Annotated in this window: 21 protein-coding genes and 1 pseudogene; 13 read left to right on the top strand and 9 right to left on the bottom strand. The window is 50.8% G+C overall.

Annotated elements, in window-relative coordinates; all coding sequences use genetic code 11:
• Positions 1-484: 484 nt before the first annotated feature.
• Entirely contained in the window at positions 485-889 is a 405-nt protein-coding gene (locus tag KNO94_RS15005) for a hypothetical protein (RefSeq protein WP_214781007.1), read from the top strand.
• An 8-nt stretch (positions 890-897) separates the two neighbouring features.
• Here the strand turns inward: KNO94_RS15005 and relB are convergent, their stop codons facing one another.
• Positions 898-1,122, bottom strand: coding sequence for a type II toxin-antitoxin system RelB family antitoxin (gene relB / locus KNO94_RS15000; RefSeq protein ID WP_214781005.1), 225 nt, complete (start codon positions 1,120-1,122; stop codon positions 898-900).
• Positions 1,123-1,224: 102 nt separating this feature from the next.
• On the opposite strand from relB, the gene KNO94_RS14995 reads away from it, so the two are divergent.
• The 3 genes and pseudogenes from KNO94_RS14995 (at position 1,225) to KNO94_RS14985 (ending at position 3,059) form a co-directional block, all read left to right on the top strand.
• Positions 1,225-1,926: an ABC transporter ATP-binding protein gene (locus KNO94_RS14995; RefSeq protein WP_214781002.1), complete on the top strand. Its 702-nt coding sequence runs from the start codon at positions 1,225-1,227 to the stop codon at positions 1,924-1,926.
• Positions 1,926-2,693, top strand: a complete 768-nt coding sequence (locus tag KNO94_RS14990) for an ABC transporter permease (protein WP_214780999.1) — start codon at positions 1,926-1,928, stop codon at positions 2,691-2,693. The genes KNO94_RS14995 and KNO94_RS14990 overlap by 1 nt, the downstream gene beginning before the upstream one ends.
• 3 nt (positions 2,694-2,696) lie before the next feature.
• Positions 2,697-3,059 (top strand): annotated as a pseudogene (locus KNO94_RS14985) (VOC family protein).
• Between the two features lie 41 nt (positions 3,060-3,100).
• Here the strand turns inward: KNO94_RS14985 and KNO94_RS14980 are convergent.
• From KNO94_RS14980 to KNO94_RS14955, 6 genes are all read right to left on the bottom strand, one after another.
• Entirely contained in the window at positions 3,101-3,565 is a 465-nt protein-coding gene (locus KNO94_RS14980) for a hypothetical protein (RefSeq protein WP_214780995.1), read from the bottom strand.
• A 118-nt stretch (positions 3,566-3,683) separates the two neighbouring features.
• Positions 3,684-4,283: a short chain dehydrogenase gene (locus KNO94_RS14975; protein WP_214780992.1), complete on the bottom strand. Its 600-nt coding sequence runs from the start codon at positions 4,281-4,283 to the stop codon at positions 3,684-3,686.
• Positions 4,284-4,352: 69 nt separating this feature from the next.
• Positions 4,353-4,712 carry a nuclear transport factor 2 family protein gene (locus tag KNO94_RS14970; RefSeq protein WP_214780990.1) on the bottom strand — a complete coding sequence of 120 codons (360 nt, stop codon included), beginning with the start codon at positions 4,710-4,712 and terminating at the stop codon, positions 4,353-4,355.
• On the bottom strand, positions 4,709-5,041 hold the full coding sequence (locus KNO94_RS14965) for a DMT family transporter (protein ID WP_214780987.1): 333 nt from the start codon (positions 5,039-5,041) through the stop codon (positions 4,709-4,711). The genes KNO94_RS14970 and KNO94_RS14965 overlap by 4 nt, the downstream gene beginning before the upstream one ends.
• An 11-nt stretch (positions 5,042-5,052) precedes the next feature.
• Entirely contained in the window at positions 5,053-5,361 is a 309-nt protein-coding gene (locus tag KNO94_RS14960; RefSeq protein ID WP_074036309.1) for a DMT family transporter, read from the bottom strand.
• Between the two features lies 1 nt (position 5,362).
• Positions 5,363-5,890 (bottom strand): TetR/AcrR family transcriptional regulator, encoded by a 528-nt coding sequence (locus KNO94_RS14955; RefSeq protein ID WP_214780986.1) that lies wholly within the window; start codon positions 5,888-5,890, stop codon positions 5,363-5,365.
• Between the two features lie 115 nt (positions 5,891-6,005).
• On the opposite strand from KNO94_RS14955, the gene KNO94_RS14950 reads away from it, so the two are divergent.
• The 9 genes from KNO94_RS14950 (at position 6,006) to KNO94_RS14910 (ending at position 13,236) form a co-directional block, all read left to right on the top strand.
• Positions 6,006-6,572 (top strand): zinc dependent phospholipase C family protein, encoded by a 567-nt coding sequence (locus tag KNO94_RS14950; protein ID WP_214780984.1) that lies wholly within the window; start codon positions 6,006-6,008, stop codon positions 6,570-6,572.
• Entirely contained in the window at positions 6,569-6,856 is a 288-nt protein-coding gene (locus KNO94_RS14945) for a hypothetical protein (RefSeq protein ID WP_214780981.1), read from the top strand. Before KNO94_RS14950 ends, KNO94_RS14945 begins: the two co-directional genes overlap by 4 nt.
• A 5-nt stretch (positions 6,857-6,861) precedes the next feature.
• Entirely contained in the window at positions 6,862-7,155 is a 294-nt protein-coding gene (locus tag KNO94_RS14940) for a hypothetical protein (protein ID WP_353047874.1), read from the top strand.
• Between the two features lie 235 nt (positions 7,156-7,390).
• Positions 7,391-8,401: a siderophore ABC transporter substrate-binding protein gene (locus tag KNO94_RS14935; RefSeq protein ID WP_214780980.1), complete on the top strand. Its 1,011-nt coding sequence runs from the start codon at positions 7,391-7,393 to the stop codon at positions 8,399-8,401.
• A gap of 9 nt (positions 8,402-8,410) precedes the next feature.
• The gene (locus KNO94_RS14930) at positions 8,411-9,415 is read left to right on the top strand and encodes an ABC transporter permease (RefSeq protein WP_214780978.1); all 1,005 of its coding nucleotides are present in this window, start codon (positions 8,411-8,413) and stop codon (positions 9,413-9,415) included.
• On the top strand, positions 9,412-10,470 hold the full coding sequence (locus KNO94_RS14925; RefSeq protein ID WP_214780975.1) for an iron chelate uptake ABC transporter family permease subunit: 1,059 nt from the start codon (positions 9,412-9,414) through the stop codon (positions 10,468-10,470). Before KNO94_RS14930 ends, KNO94_RS14925 begins: the two co-directional genes overlap by 4 nt.
• Positions 10,467-11,219, top strand: a complete 753-nt coding sequence (locus KNO94_RS14920) for an iron ABC transporter ATP-binding protein (protein WP_214780973.1) — start codon at positions 10,467-10,469, stop codon at positions 11,217-11,219. Before KNO94_RS14925 ends, KNO94_RS14920 begins: the two co-directional genes overlap by 4 nt.
• A 17-nt stretch (positions 11,220-11,236) precedes the next feature.
• Complete coding sequence (locus KNO94_RS14915) at positions 11,237-11,932, top strand: ferredoxin--NADP reductase (protein ID WP_214780971.1); 696 nt, start codon at positions 11,237-11,239, stop codon at positions 11,930-11,932.
• A gap of 83 nt (positions 11,933-12,015) precedes the next feature.
• A complete protein-coding gene (locus tag KNO94_RS14910; protein WP_214780961.1) occupies positions 12,016-13,236 on the top strand; it encodes a hypothetical protein in 1,221 nt (406 codons plus the stop codon).
• A gap of 3 nt (positions 13,237-13,239) precedes the next feature.
• On the opposite strand, the gene KNO94_RS14905 is transcribed toward KNO94_RS14910, so the two are convergent.
• On the bottom strand, positions 13,240-13,815 hold the full coding sequence (locus tag KNO94_RS14905) for an anthranilate synthase component II (protein ID WP_214780957.1): 576 nt from the start codon (positions 13,813-13,815) through the stop codon (positions 13,240-13,242).
• Positions 13,812-15,143, bottom strand: coding sequence for an anthranilate synthase component I (gene trpE, locus KNO94_RS14900; protein ID WP_214780954.1), 1,332 nt, complete (start codon positions 15,141-15,143; stop codon positions 13,812-13,814). The genes KNO94_RS14905 and trpE overlap by 4 nt, the downstream gene beginning before the upstream one ends.
• Positions 15,144-15,334 lie beyond the last annotated feature (191 nt).

The following is a 15,334-nucleotide window of genomic DNA, read 5'->3' as shown; positions in this document are numbered from 1 at the left end:
AGGGGAAAAGACGTTTGGACCGGGCGATTCATCTCCCACCTACGCCGGGCTACGCCCCGAGACGCTTAGAGGAGGGAGAATTCTCGCCTACTTTTGTTAAAAAGCGCCCGACTGTTTCGTGTGGAAACGGTCGAGCGCTTTGTTCGTTTCACCTATAACAAAAATAATCATGGTTATGTTGAGTGAAAATGACTATGTTTAAGCATAAATGAACATGTTTAAACAAGATAAACATGTTCATTTTGTTCTGAGGTGACTATGTTTATCAAGAAAATGAGTATGAAATGAACGCATTAGACGGACAAGGGATTTCAAAATATAACTCGAATGTTGTAACAGATGACATGATTCGAGAGGTGACAAGATATGACCGTAACTACATTTGTAGGTTTCCTGATTTTTGGTCTCTTACTTTTAGGGTTGGGAATTCGCTCACAAAATCGAAGAAAATAAATTCAAGTGAATGACGAGTGGGGGGAGCTAGATGAATGAATGGGAAAAATGGATTCCGATAGAGTCTATTCCAGCACTTCTGCATAAAGAGTCCTTAATGGATGATGGTGATTCTTTGCGAATAATAGTAAGTGACGCAACCGAGGGACAGAAATATTCATTTCTGTTTGATGGTCTTTTGCTTTCTTATCGAAATTCGGATGAGGGTTCACGATTGAGGATGTTAGAGCATCTGCATCAGCATTATGCACATCTTGAGTACGGGAATTGGACGTTATTCAAAATGAAAAATTCTAGTTATCTGGAATGGTTTGCCCAAGAGTCTCTTGAACGATATGAGGGCATGGGTGAAGTGGAGCACTATGTTTTTCTCACATCAAATGATGTGATTGAGGTGCTAACGGCTGATCATCCGACTATAACAAAGATTGTTTAACGTAGAATTTATTCTCTGTTCAATTCTTTCATCATCTCTTCGAATGAGATTGCTTTCGATTCCTTTTGATGATGATACATCGTTTCGTGATATCGATTTAGGTCTCTTTCGTTTTGAATATGTTCAATCATCACATCGCGAATGAAGGTAGACAGGTGCAGCTGTTTCGCTTCTACATATTCCTTAATGACGCTCGCATCTTCTTCATTGAGATGGATATTTATTATTTCCATCACAGACACTCCCTTAATCTGATTATAACCGATTGTACACTGCATTCTGGACCACCTTATCCTCTCTTTTTTTGTACACTAGAACCAGGAGGCGAGAGAAGCATGTCAATCATTGAATTCAAAGATGTGAGTCATCAAGACATCCTGCACCATGTGTCCGGGACGTTTCGGGAAGGACGGATCACGACGTTCGTCGGACCGAGCGGTGCCGGCAAGACGACGTGTCTGAAGCATATCAACGGATTGCTGTCACCAGACTCAGGCACGATTTTGTTTAAAGGGGAAGACATCGCGGAGATGGACATCCTCGAACTTCGAAAGAAAATCGGGATGGCGTTCCAAAGTGCGCCGATGATTCAAGGGACCGTATACGACAATTTGAATCTCCCGAAAGCCATCTTCGACGAGACAATTGACCGCGATCGGGCTGCCGAATTGCTCCATCGCGTCGACTTGAGTGAGGCGCTCCTCGACCAACCCGTCAAATCACTATCGGGTGGGGAACGGAGTCGGGTCGCCATCGCCCGGACGCTCGTCAATAAACCGGACGTGCTCTTACTCGATGAGATCACGGCGAGCCTTGATTACCGGACGGTGAAAGAGATCGAGCGACTCATTCGAAAACTGCAACAATCATACGGTGTGACCGTCATTTGGATCACCCATGACCTCGACCAGGCACGGCGGGTGAGTGACGACATGTGGTTCTTGAAGGACGGGGAACTACTTGCATTTGGGGACGCATCGTTCATCGATGAGTCGGACAATCCCGTCATCCAACGATTCGTCAGGGGGGAAGATTGATGTCATATATTGAACTCGCGACGGCGCTTATCTTCGTCGTCATCCCGCTCGCTTTGACGCTCGTCCTACGACTTGGACTCGAGCGTGATATTATCATTGCGACCGTCCGCTCCATCATTCAACTGCTGATCATCGGCTATATCCTGACGTTTGTCTTTGAGAGCGACAGTCCGATCTTCATGCTGTTGATGATCCTACTCATGATTGTCGCAGCGACACAAAACATCCGACGGAAAGGGGACGGCATTCCAGGCATCATGTGGATTATCGTCTTGACGCTCGTGACGATCGAAGCGCTGACGATGGGACTCCTGCTCGGGCTCGGTATCATCCCATTCGAGCCAGAAAAGGTCATTCCGATCAGCGGGATGGTCATCGGGAACAGCATGGTGTTGTCACTCCTGTTCTTGAATAAGTTCAAGGACGAGGTCGAGCGGAGTGATGACGTCATCGAACTCATTCTCTCACTCGGCGGGACACCGAAAGTGGCCATCGACCGCAGTTTGAAGAATGCGATTCGCACGAGCATGATCCCGACCGTCGAGGCCCAAAAGACGATGGGACTCGTCCAGCTACCGGGGATGATGAGCGGTCTCATCATCGGGGGAGCCGACCCGATGGAAGCGGTCCTGTATCAACTCTTGATCCTGTTCTTGATTTTGACGACCGCCTCGATCTCGGCGACGCTCGTCGGCTATCTGGCGTACCCACGTCTGTTCAACGAGAAGATGCAGTATATCGGATTGACTTATCGGAAGGAGAAATGAAACATGATCACAGGGATTCATCATGTGCAGATCACGATTCCAACTGGAGCGGAACGAGTGGCGAAGGCGTTCTATTGTGACTTTCTTGGTCTACGTGAAATTGAGAAGCCGGATTCATTGTAGGGACGAGGTGGATTTTGGCTTCAGGTCGGCGACCGTTCCGTTCATGTCGGGGCAGAGGACGATGTGGAACGACAGAAGACGAAAGCGCATATCGCATATGCGGTGACGGATGTAGATCATTGGAAGGAAGCGCTTCGAGAGAACGAGATCACCTACTCCGAAGGCATCCCGATTCCAGGGTTCAATCGATTCGAGTTTCGAGACCCGTTCGGCAATCGGGTCGAGATGATTCAAGCACTTTGACGAAAGGGAGCATCCATTGCGGATGCTCCCTTTGTCGTTCTTCAAGAAATACCGAACAGGCGAGTCACGTGCTCCCATTCGGACGGATAGGCGTTGCTGCCATGATGCTCGTGAATGAGTGTCCCGTTCGTGTATACGCTGAGGCTCCACTGCGTACCATCTAGCGTGCGAACCCCTTCAAGTTCTTCGAAAACGGTTGGCCACCAATTCGTTCCAAGCAGATGAAACGCGACACGCATCTGTTTCGCTTCCTCGCCCTCATAGTATTCGAATTCAAAGGGCTCGGTGATGGATCGATCGGACCACTCGATGTGACGAAGGACGGTGCCCCTCTCAAAAAAGGTGATCGTACTCACATCATACGTGCCGAACCCACCGACGCGGAAGATGACCTCGACCATCGATTCTTGAGGACGACCAATCGCCTGAAGGACGCGCTTTTGGAGTGGGTGTTCGACGAAAGAAGGCGGGATATGATAAAGGGCGCGAAACGTTTTGTCTTTCATGAAACTTCAACCTTTCTCGGGCATAAGATCCCCCGAGTATAGCGGAATCTTCCGGACGAGGGAGACAAAATAAAGTGCAAGGTACGAAAAAAGCACCTCTTGAAGAGATGCTTCAAGATTAATACACTTCGTACGTCTGTCCAGTCTGCGCGCCTTCGACGCTCTTCACGTAGGCGAGGGCGACCCGTTCACCCGGTACCGCCTCGTAACCACGGAAATAAGGACCATACGCATCGAGTGCTTCGACGAGGACGTTCGGACTGACGTTGTTGATGCGGATGCCCCGTGGCATCTCGATTGCCGCGCCGGTCACGAATCCTTTGATGGCACCGTTCGCGAGTGCCGCCGATGCGCCTTCTTTGATGGGGTCGTCCATCAAGATTCCGCTCGTCAGTGTAAAGCTACCACCATCGTTCACATGATTGAGCCCGAGAAGGACGAGGTTGACTTGTCCCTTGATTTTGCTGTCGATACTCTTCTGATTATCTGCCGGCGTCATCTCGGAAAGCGGACCGAAATGCGTGCTGCCCGCCGTACTGATGACCGCGTCAACCCGACCGACCGTTTTATACATGTGGCGGATGCTGTCTTCAGAAGTGAGATCGACTTGCACGTCCGCCCCGTTTCGCCCAGCCCAGATGATTGTATGTGTTTTCTCCAACTCTTTTGCGACGGCCTGACCTACCGTGCCGCTTGCCCCGATGAGTAAAATTTTCATGTGAAAATTGCCCCTTTCGTCACGCTTAGATTCCACTTCAGAGTAGCGGATGACGAGGATGTTCGGCAATCAAGTTGCCTCCGGTGGGACGACCGTGCCTTGATGGAATCGCATCTTCCAACGTCCGTCCACGAATACCCAAATCGAACTACGGCGTGTCACACGATTTAGTTTCGGTTGAACGAGACGATACGTCACCAAGACGTGACCTTCCGTCAACGGATGCAGCGTGAATTCGGATAACATCGCTTCAATCGGGTCGAGCTGGAGTGTCGTCTGATCCCAATCTTGATACAGCAACCGCCCCGAGCTACCGATTTCAAAGAAGTCGTCGGTCAACAGTTCACGCAATCGCTCCGTCGACTGCCTGACTTCCGTCGTCAATAACGCTTCTTCTAGTGTTTGAAGATGATCTGCCAACTCGTTCATGTCACGACTTCCTCTCTTCGTTGATTCATGACAATGACGCCGAGAACGATCAACAAGAGACCGATTCCGTTTAATGCCGAAAGAACTTCCCCGTACACGAATACCCCGATGAGTCCTGTCGCCACGGTCCCAAGTCCAGCCCAGATGCTATAGGCGATACTGAGCGGGATTGTCTTCAACACGATGCCCATAAGGGTGAACGAAGCGGCGAAACTGACCAAGAGGATGACACTCGGCACATGGTTTGTGAATCCGTCCGACAGCTTCAGCATCGACGTCCCGAGCACCTCAAATCCGATAGAAAAGAACAGTAAAAGATAGGCTTTCATTCCGATTCACCTCACACTTTCATCAAGACGAGCCCGATGATGACGAGCCCGATCCCCGCAATTTTTTGACGACTGATTTGTTCTCGGAAGACGACGAAACCAATCACCGCCGTGAGTGCCGTCCCGACCCCGCTCCAAAACGCATACGCGAAGCTGAGCGGAATGGTAAAGAGGGCGAGCGATAAGAGATAAAACGCCGTCCCATATCCAAAGGCGACCCCGAGAATCGGGAGTCGGCTCGTCGAGGTGGCGTTCACTTTCAACATGCTCGACCCGAACAGTTCCGAGGCGATGGCCCCGATCAAATAGATGAATCCCATATCACAAACCTCCTTGAACCAACTCGTCACATGCCTCCCGAATGAGTGTTGCCGCACGGTCCTTGAACGACTCACTGTACCCATACAAGACAGCGAACCAAAAGCCGTCACAGAGAAGGCGAAGTTTCAAAATCGCATCCTGGTCCGGTCCGTCGGCAGCGAATCGCTCGTTCCAACCGGTCGACACGTCACTCCAAATCGACTCACTCGTCGCATCTTCTTGTGAGGAGATGAAGACGGCGATAAGGTCTGTGTCTCCATGATCGACATCCTCCAACGTGGCGAGGGCATAGGCGCGAGTGAACGAATATGGACCGTCCGATAGATGATTGGTGATTCGCTTCTCGAACGTCTCGATGGCGAGCTCGTTCATCTGGCGCAACAAGTTGGCCTTGCTGTCGAAATGATAGAGGACCCCTGCTTTTGTGATGCCCGCTTTCGTCGCCAACCGTTCGAGTGACAACTGACTGATCCCGTCCTCTCGAATCATCTGGGCGGCTGTTTGTAGCAACAATTGTTTTTTATTCATGATGAAACACCTCACTTTACTATACTGACCGTTCAGTAAAGTCATCCTATCAAATATTGATTCAGGTTGTCTAGCGAAATGACTGATGGAATAATGTGGGAAAGGAGGTGTCGTGATGGGTTCGCATTTGATGCATCTCGTCATCGCGAACGAGATGTTGCCAGCATTGTCAGAGGTGGATGAGGTCGCATTTATGCTCGGAAGTCTTGCGCCGGACGCAACGATGGAGAAGGGGGACTCGCATTACTATGCGGGGAGACATGATGATTTGTCACGTCGTCTCGATCTCGAACAGTACTGGCGGGATAGTGAGGATGAGGAGATGTCATTTCGACTCGGTTACTACGCCCATCTCGTCGCGGATGAGATCTGGTTGCAAGGGTTTTATAAAGGTTGGTTGAAAGAGCTCATCACCCAGGACCCGTCAAAACAGGCGGCCTATTATGCGGACTTTGATGCGTATAATGCTCGCCTGTCGAAACGACTAGGGGAATTCAATTTTGAACGTTTGAAAGGGAATCCGAAGCTTGTTGAACTGGTCGAAAAAGTCGAGCGGGACGCGGCGATGACAGAAGAGGGGACGTATACGATGTTCCTCCCGCACCAGTTCGATGGCTATGTCGATACGTGTGTCCGCCGCTGCCTGGAGATGGTCAAACGGAAGCGGGCGATGCTCGTATGAACAAGCGATTTGCACCGCTATACGCGACGCTCGGACTCTTCCTCTTGACGGTCATCACTTTCTTCACGCTGAACGGACGGGTGTTTCCGAACCTTGAGTTGATGACGGTCATCTGGGTGTATCTCGCGATTGACATCGCCTTGTTCGCCACGTTGATTTGGGGTCTGTTCACGAAGGATCAGATCATAAAAATCTACACGCTGCTTGCGACGATTGGATTGATGATTCCATTGTCGATTTGGATTTTCTTATTGCTGTTGGCGAATGGGATCTCGGAGGCGTGAGTGAAGTGGAACTGCCTAAACCAACTCCATTTTTGATGCGCCGCGTGCCGTTTTTCTTTTTGTATGCCCTTTGCGGTCCGCTCGCGCTTCTTATCTTGATCATTTACTGGCGAGACACGCCGACTGACGATCGAGGACCGTATTTGTTTTTCTCGGTCGTGTTTTCGTTGTTCTTCATCAGGAAACTCATACCGGACGGATTGTTGAGTATCGTGATTTTTTCAGCGACGTATACGTTCGTCTTATTCGTCACGTACATCATTCTCAATCGAAAACGAAATCGTGATGACAATGAGTAACTTTGAAAGTGGACCTCCACTTTCTTTTTTTGTGCGTGCATCTATGGAAAGAAAAATTTTCCTATCCGAATCTTGTCAAATTGGCATTGCGCATCCACATTTTGTTTGCTATGCTACTTGATGAAAACGACAATGATAATCATTATCAATGAGAATGAGTACGTGAGAATAGACATACATAACCAACGCGACTCGTTCCAGATATGAAAATCATTGAACTTTACATACAGAGGAGATGGATGAAGTGGGGAAATTCAAGATTTCACTCATGTTGACGTTGCTCGTCTTCGTACTCGCCGCATGTGGCGGAACGAGTGAGACGAAGAAAGAAGAAAACGTCGACGGCGCAACAAAGACAGAGACGGTCGAAATTACAGACGCACATGGCACAATCGAGGTACCAGTCAACCCGGAGAAGGTCGTCGCCCTGGATAACCGGACGTTTGAAACATTGGCAGCATGGGACATCGACTTGGTGGCGGCACCGATCGGACTCCTTCCAGCAGAGTCGCCATATGCATCAGATAAAGACATCGCGGACGTCGGCATGCACTTCGAGCCGAACTTAGAGGCGATTGCAGGAGTTGACCCGGACGTCGTCATCGTCGGTCAACGTTTCGCGGATTACTACGAGGACATCAAAAAGTTGGTACCGGAAGCAGCGGTCATCGACTTGAACATCGAGATCCCAGAAGATTCAGGCACACCGGGTGAGATTTTAGTCAAAGGATTGGCAGACACGACACTCACACTCGGAAAAATCTTTGACAAAAACACAGAAGCCGAAGCCATCGTCGCGGACCTCGACAAGTCGATCGAAGAAGCGAAAGCGGCATACAACGGAAAAGACACAATCATGTCGGTCATCGTATCGGGCGGAGACATCGGGTTCTCAGCACCGGTAACGGGTCGCGTGTTCGGACCGATGTACGACATCTTCGGATGGGTCCCAGCCCTTGAAGTCGAGAAGACGACAGGTGACCATGAAGGTGACGAAGTATCCGTCGAAGCCATCGCGGAAAGCAACCCAGACTGGTTGTTCGTTCTCGACCGTGACGCACCACTCGGTGACGCAGAAGGCGCAGTACCAGCAGAAGACGTAATCGACAACGCACCGGCGCTTCAAAAGACGACGGCTGTGACGAAAGAGCAAATTGTCTATGCCCCGAAAGACACGTACTTGAACGAATCGATTCAAACTTACTCGGAATTCTTTAACAGTGTCACGGAAGCGCTTGCGAAGTAAGGTTCCGTCATGCAAAAACCATTGACAGCCAGGGTTGAGACGATGTCTCAGCCCTCCTTTTCTAGATTGTGGACGAAGTCGTTCGTGTTCACCGTGATCATCGTCCTCGGTTTGGCGGTGCTGTCGCTCTTTACCGGGGTGTATGATCTGTCACGGACAGACGGCTTCGATATGTTTTGGATCACCCGAGTCCCAAGGACGGTCGCCCTCATGCTGACGGGTGCGGCAATGGCGATGGCGGGGCTCGTCATGCAGCTCATCACACAAAACCGACTCGTCGAACCGACGACGACGGGGACGCTCGAATGGGCGGGACTCGGACTGCTCACCGTTTACTTACTCGTACCGGCACCGAGCCTCATGATGCGGATGACCGGGGCGATCGTCTTCTCGTTCATCGGGACGATGGTCTTCTTCTGGTTCTTACGTTCGGTCAAACTCCGTTCATCACTCATCGTGCCAATCATCGGGCTCATGTTAGGGGCGGTCATCTCCGCCATCTCGACGTTCCTCGGTCTGTTCTTCCGGGCAAGTCAGGCGATCGAGGGCTGGTTCGTCGGTTCGTTCGCCTCGGTGCAAATCGGGCGCTACGAATATCTATGGGTCATCATCGTCGTGACGGTGCTCATCTTCTTACTGGCGAATCGCTTGACGCTCGCGGGACTAGGGGAAGACATCGCGACGAGTCTCGGCGTGAACTATAACCAGCTCATGATGATGGCGACGGGGCTGATCGCCTTATCGGTCGGGGTCGTGGCGACGGTCATCGGGAATTTGCCGTTCCTTGGACTCATCGTCCCGAACCTCGTCTCGAGGTTCCGTGGGGATGATTTGCGCAGCAACCTGCCATGGGTCTGTCTAGTCGGGATGGGTGCGATTCTCGTCAGTGACTTGATCTCACGGACGATCATCATGCCGTTCGAGCTCCCGGTCTCCCTGATTCTCGGCACGGTCGGGGCAGTCGTCTTCATCATGATCTTGATGCGACAACGGAAGAAGGGAGGGGTTCGATGAGTACGGTCATGGAACGAGACGGTGTCGACGTCTCGATCGGGGAATTGAGAGAAGAACGTCACGCCTCGGCATTTCAATCGAAACGGGCGAGCAGACGCTACTGGCTCTTTTTAAGTGCCTTCATTCTCGGCGGACTGTTGTGCGCGCTCGGGCTTCTCCTTTATAACAATCCGGTCCCGATGGACTCTCCGTCATTCGTGCCGGTCGTGGAACGGCGAATCGTCGCCATCGTCACGATGCTGATTGCGGCACTCTGTCAAAGTCTTGCGACGGTCGCATTCCACTCCGTAACGAACAACCGCATCATCACACCATCGCTCCTTGGATTCGACGCGCTCTATTCGACGATTCAGACGAGCATGGTGTTCTTCTTCGGAGCAGGGGCGTTGATCGGCTTCTCGGGGACGAGCGCCTTCTTGACACAGGTCGGGCTCATGGTGATGATGTGTCTCCTCCTTTACGGATGGCTCTTGTCAGGGAAATACGCCAACCTGCAGCTCATGCTGCTCATCGGGATCATCATCGGGACGGGTCTCAACTCGGTGTCATCGTTCATGCGTCGTATGCTCGCCCCGTCCGAGTTCGATATCCTGCAGGCACGACTGTTCGGTTCGGTGACGAATGCCGACGTGGCGTACTTTCCCATCGTCATCCCCATCGTCGTCATCGCCGGGACACTCTTGTTCCTGTTCTCGAATCGCTTGAATATCGTCGCGCTCGGCAAGGACGTCGCGACGACGTTTGGGGTGAACCATCGGAGGAGCGTCATCTACACGCTCGTCCTGATCTCACTCCTCATGTCCGTCTCGACGGCGCTCATCGGACCGCTCACGTTCTTCGGATTTCTAGTCGCGACGCTCAGCTATCAGGTCGCCTCGACGTACGACCATAAGTACGTCTTTCCGATGGCGTTCGCCCTAGGGTTCTTCGTCCTGACGAGCGCATATTTCTTTATGTATCACATATTCCAGACGCCAAGTGTCGTCTCCGTCATCATCGAACTGTTCGGCGGACTCATCTTCTTGGCCGTTATTCTAAGGAAGAGGTCGCTATGATTCAAATCGAACAAGTCAAAAAATCGTATACAGACAACGTCCACATCGGACCGCTCACGCTCGACATCCCGAAAGCCGGGTTCACTTCATTGATTGGACCCAACGGAGCGGGCAAATCGACGACGCTCATGATGATCGGACGGTTGCTCAACTTAGACGAGGGACAGATCCAAGTCGCCGGCATGGACGTGTCGAGCACGAAATCGAAAGACTTGGCGAAAATCATCACCATCCTGCGCCAAGAGAACCATTTCGTGACAAGGCTCACGGTCCGACAACTCGCCGGATTCGGACGTTTCCCGTACTCGAAAGGGCGCCTCACGAAAGAGGACGAGTCGATTATCTCGAAATATATCGACTTCCTCGATTTGACCGAGCTCGAGAATCGCTATCTCGATGAACTGTCAGGTGGGCAGCGTCAACGCGCCTATGTGGCGATGGTACTCTGTCAGGAAACGGAATACGTCCTCCTCGATGAGCCGCTCAACAACTTAGACATCGCTCGTTCCGTACAGATGATGGAGTATTTGCGCCACGTCGCTGACGAGTTCGGACGGACGATTGTCACGGTGCTCCACGACATCAACTTCGCGGCGAAATATTCGGACCGCATCTGTGCAATGAAAGACGGACAGATCGCTGCGTTCGGAACGGTCGATGAGATCATGGACGCAAAGATTTTATCTGATATTTTTGAGACGAAACTGGAAATCATCGAAGGGCCGTATGGGCCGATTGCGGTGTACTAACGAAAGGGAGGATTCACATGAAAATTGACTGGACACCAATCACCAAAGTCGTGGCCGAGGCACCGGATACATACACGTTCCATCTCGCCTTGCCACCTGAGTTCACGTGGCAAGAAGGGGCGCACACGCATCTCGCGCTCGAAGGGTTCAACGCCGGGGACAAGCCGGACCGAAGTCTCGTCCGCCATATGTCGATCTCGACATTGCCGCACGAAGGGGCAATCGGGATCACGACCCGCATCAAATCTGAATGCTCGACGTTCAAATCGATCCTTCGCGACATGGTACCGGGGGACAAGGTCGCCTTGTTCAAGACACATTCGAACGTCCCGCTCGAACGGAGAGGGAAGAACGTCTATCTCTTATCGGCAGGTGTCGGACTCGCGACATTCCGTCCGATCGTCCTCGAGTACTTGGCGAACGGGGAAGGTGTCCCGCACCTTCATTCGTTGAACGTCGATTCGTCGAAGGCGTATCTGTTCGGTGATGTCTTTGAATCGAACGAGCACTTCACGTCAGAGTTCGTCCCGAGTCGGAAAGACTACTACGAGCGCGTGGAGAGGATGACATCCGACAAGGACGCCTTGTTCTATATCGTCGGTAGTGACGAGCTGTTGCGCGAAACAATCCACGTGCTCCGGACAAACGGAGTGGCATGTGACAACATCAAGATCGACAAGCATGATTTTCAGCGGGAAGACTTTTTAAAATAATGATTAAACCGGGGAATCTGTCCTCGGTTTTTTTTTCGTCTACCTTTATACTTTAATCAAGAGATTATAGAGGGGGACTTATGGTGGAAATAATATTTATAGTGCTTGTTGTCCTGTTTATAACTGTGATTGGTCTTGTGTGGATGAATAAACGTAAATATTCGGACGTAAGTGTAGCAACTTCACTTATGGGAGCGGGACAAAATGAAGACGATCAGATGATGCATCTAGTACAAGATGAAGATTCTGTCTCTGTGATGCCGGTTGATATTAAGAATACTGAAGCGTTAGAACCAGTTGATTTAGGTTTAGATTGGACAATTTCATTAAGAGAAATTATCAAGTCGGCCGGAGTATCAGCTGCAGTGCAAATGATCAATCGTAAACAAGTATTTGAACTAGTGTTTTCACCAGAAACGGAAGCTGCCATCAAAAAAGGAATATATGAAGTTAGTAAATCTAAGGACGAAGGATATTATCGTGCTTTTATAAAGAGTGGTAAATCTATTAAAGAGCATGCAAATCTTAAAAAGATTAACCCTTTGCAAATGCGAATGTTATTACTGAGTGTAGCAACAACTGTAGTTGCACAAGAGCACCTAAAAGAAATTAAGAAGTCGTTAGACAAAATCCAAACAACATTAGATAATCTCGTTGCTATGAAGTTGAATGACTATCATGGACAAGTGAAGAGCTCATTTAATTATCTTGATCGTGTTCATGCTTTTATCAAAGAGGACTCAATTGACCATAAAGTAGTTCAGCAACTGGAGTATAATTATAAAGTCGATATCGATGCACTTTATGCTCTTTTAAAAGATATTGAAATGCCTATAAATACGTTGAAAGAACTCAAAAAACGCACACTTGTATTTAAAGAAGCAGACAAACTGAATGCTCTAAAAAAAGTGATAAAGGAATTCCAGGAATATGAGGAATTGATTTACATGTTCCTTTTAAATTCTCAAGGTGCAATACATGCTATGCGTATGTTAGGAGATCCAGAGCCTACTATCATACAGGCTACCAACCACTTAAATAAAATGAGTCAAGAATTTGAAGAAAAGAGATCTGATTTTCATTCGTCCCTTGAAAATTATGAAAAAGAGTTTAAAGTACGCTGGGCCCTAGAAAAACGGGAACGAAATCAAATTCAGCTCATTTCAGAAGAACGGACTCAAGCGACCCAATTATCGATGTCTCGCCCGATTACAATGAATTTTAAGGCAGAAGTCGAACGACAAAAGATTTTTATTGTTGCTGACGGGGAAGAAATGAAAGTATTAGTACAACCAGACAGATGACACTCAAACCGGGGACACGTGCCCCGGTTTTTTCGTGCACAGTTGGACGAAGCGCTCGAAGATGCTACGTCCGTCCGGGGTCCCGATCGACTCGGGGTGGAACTGGACGCCGTACGTCGGATGCGTCGGGTGTTCGAGTGCCATGATGACACCGTCTGTCGTCTCGGCCGTGACCGTCAGTTCGGTCTCTTGTACGACGAGCGAGTGATAGCGCATGACGTCCATCGACAAGCCTTCGAATAAGACACTCGGTGATGTATTAATCCGTGAGACTTTCCCATGCATCACCTCGTTCGCCCGACCGACGACCCCGCCGAACGCCTCGGCGATAACCTGATGGCCGAGACAGACCCCGAGAATCGGGATGTAACCGGACAATTGTCGCACGACCGCGAGCGAGACACCGGCGTCTTGTGGACCACCGGGACCAGGAGAAAGGATGATGCCACTCGGGTTCATGCGACGGATTTCTTCTATAGTATGTTCATCGTTCCGGATGACGCAGACGTCACTGAAGCGGGCGACGTCTTGATAGACGTTATATGTGAACGAATCGTAGTTATCGATGAGGAGAATCATGCGAACACCTCCAAAAGGGATTTGGCTTTATGCAGCGTTTCTTCATATTCCGATACCGGGTCGGAGTCATAGACGATGCCGGCGCCGGCTTGGACATGGGCCGTGTCACCTTGGACGACCATCGTCCGGATGGCGAGGGCGAAGTCGAATCCGCCCCGAACGTCGAGATAACCGACCGCCCCGGCATAGACTTCCCGTTTCACCGTCTCGAGCTCATCGATCAACTGCATCGCCCGAATCTTTGGTGCCCCGGAGACGGTACCGGCCGGAAGACAGGCACGGAGCGCATCAATTGAGGTCACATCGTCACGTAAATCCCCTTCGACTTCCGAGACGAGATGCATCACGTTTTTGAACCGCTCGAGCTCGATGTGTTTCGGGATGGTGACCGTGCCGACTTTCGCGACCCGCCCGATATCGTTCCGTCCGAGGTCGAGGAGCATCCGATGCTCGGCGAGTTCTTTCTCGTCTTGAAGGAGTGATTCCGCGTGACGCATGTCTTCCTCGACGGTTTTTCCACGAGGGCGCGTCCCGGCGATCGGGTTCGTCGTCACTTTGCCGTTCTCGACCCGGACGAGACTTTCAGGGGAAGCACCGAGGACGATCGCTTCCCCGAGGTCGATGTAAAACAAGTACGGGCTCGGATTTTGTTTCCGCAGCGTCCGGTAAAAGTGGAACGGATCCCCGGTGAACGTCGCGTCGATTCGTTGTGACAAGACGAGTTGGAACACCTCACCCGCAAGGATCGCCTCTTTCGCCTGGAGCACACGGTCGATGAATTCATCTTTCGGCGTCAAAATCTGCTCGCTCGTCCGGACGACCGGTTCGAGGGCGTGCGTCATTGGTGTCTCGAGCTGTTCGCGGATGGACTCGAGTCGCGTGGTCGCATCCGTCTCACTCGTATCGATCAGGATGACCTGTTCCTCGAGGTGGTCGTATAAGACGACCGTCTCATAGCGCTGGAAGAGGGCGTCGGGCAAATCACGCGTCACGGTCGGCGTGTTCGGGATCGGTTCATATACCCGAAGCAAGTCGTAGCCGATATAGCCGACGGCACCGCCGATGAACGGGTACGGGGCAGTGAAGTCGTCACGGGTGATGCGTTTTGACAGGGCATGGAGCGGGTCGTCCGCATAGATCGTTCCCGTTGCATCCGTCACGTTGTTCCCATCGACCCGGATCGTCTCGACCGGGTTCGCCGCGATGATGGAGTAGCGGCCGTGTTTGCCTTCCGCGCGACTCTCGAGTAATACCTTTCGTTCACCTTGCAGTCGGTGGAAGATTGCCACCGGTGTGAGTTCGTCACCATTGATGATCCGTTGTTGCATTGAAAAAACCTCCTTATAATGGATAGTAGAAAGGGGATATGCCGATGTCAGTCTTACAGAATTTCCGAGCGGGAAAGCCCACTCCTTTAGGGGTGGGATGAGAGCTCGGCAGGATGCGGAGTGTCAGTAAAGAATCCGAAGGTTTTGGCGCTTTAAGTATCTGGAAATCTTCTTGTCGCAGTTTGTTGGTT

This window comes from Exiguobacterium sp. s22 (assembly GCF_018617455.1).
Taxonomy (GTDB): Bacteria; Bacillota; Bacilli; order Exiguobacteriales; family Exiguobacteriaceae; genus Exiguobacterium.
Note: the sequence above shows the minus strand (reverse complement) of the source record. Positions and strands in the feature narration are given on the sequence as shown.

Excerpts from the sequence above, each read along its gene's own strand:
- KNO94_RS15005 (WP_214781007.1), top strand. The coding sequence starts at position 485 with ATGAATGAATGGGAAAAATGGATTCCGATAGAGTCTATTCCAGCACTT.
- relB (WP_214781005.1), bottom strand. The coding sequence starts at position 1,122 with ATGGAAATAATAAATATCCATCTCAATGAAGAAGATGCGAGCGTCATT.
- KNO94_RS14995 (WP_214781002.1), top strand. The coding sequence starts at position 1,225 with ATGTCAATCATTGAATTCAAAGATGTGAGTCATCAAGACATCCTGCAC.
- KNO94_RS14990 (WP_214780999.1), top strand. The coding sequence starts at position 1,926 with ATGTCATATATTGAACTCGCGACGGCGCTTATCTTCGTCGTCATCCCG.
- KNO94_RS14980 (WP_214780995.1), bottom strand. The coding sequence starts at position 3,565 with ATGAAAGACAAAACGTTTCGCGCCCTTTATCATATCCCGCCTTCTTTC.
- KNO94_RS14975 (WP_214780992.1), bottom strand. The coding sequence starts at position 4,283 with ATGAAAATTTTACTCATCGGGGCAAGCGGCACGGTAGGTCAGGCCGTC.
- KNO94_RS14970 (WP_214780990.1), bottom strand. The coding sequence starts at position 4,712 with ATGAACGAGTTGGCAGATCATCTTCAAACACTAGAAGAAGCGTTATTG.
- KNO94_RS14965 (WP_214780987.1), bottom strand. The coding sequence starts at position 5,041 with ATGAAAGCCTATCTTTTACTGTTCTTTTCTATCGGATTTGAGGTGCTC.
- KNO94_RS14960 (WP_074036309.1), bottom strand. The coding sequence starts at position 5,361 with ATGGGATTCATCTATTTGATCGGGGCCATCGCCTCGGAACTGTTCGGG.
- KNO94_RS14955 (WP_214780986.1), bottom strand. The coding sequence starts at position 5,890 with ATGAATAAAAAACAATTGTTGCTACAAACAGCCGCCCAGATGATTCGA.
- KNO94_RS14950 (WP_214780984.1), top strand. The coding sequence starts at position 6,006 with ATGGGTTCGCATTTGATGCATCTCGTCATCGCGAACGAGATGTTGCCA.
- KNO94_RS14945 (WP_214780981.1), top strand. The coding sequence starts at position 6,569 with ATGAACAAGCGATTTGCACCGCTATACGCGACGCTCGGACTCTTCCTC.
- KNO94_RS14935 (WP_214780980.1), top strand. The coding sequence starts at position 7,391 with ATGGATGAAGTGGGGAAATTCAAGATTTCACTCATGTTGACGTTGCTC.
- KNO94_RS14930 (WP_214780978.1), top strand. The coding sequence starts at position 8,411 with ATGCAAAAACCATTGACAGCCAGGGTTGAGACGATGTCTCAGCCCTCC.
- KNO94_RS14925 (WP_214780975.1), top strand. The coding sequence starts at position 9,412 with ATGAGTACGGTCATGGAACGAGACGGTGTCGACGTCTCGATCGGGGAA.
- KNO94_RS14920 (WP_214780973.1), top strand. The coding sequence starts at position 10,467 with ATGATTCAAATCGAACAAGTCAAAAAATCGTATACAGACAACGTCCAC.
- KNO94_RS14915 (WP_214780971.1), top strand. The coding sequence starts at position 11,237 with ATGAAAATTGACTGGACACCAATCACCAAAGTCGTGGCCGAGGCACCG.
- KNO94_RS14905 (WP_214780957.1), bottom strand. The coding sequence starts at position 13,815 with ATGATTCTCCTCATCGATAACTACGATTCGTTCACATATAACGTCTAT.
- trpE (WP_214780954.1), bottom strand. The coding sequence starts at position 15,143 with ATGCAACAACGGATCATCAATGGTGACGAACTCACACCGGTGGCAATC.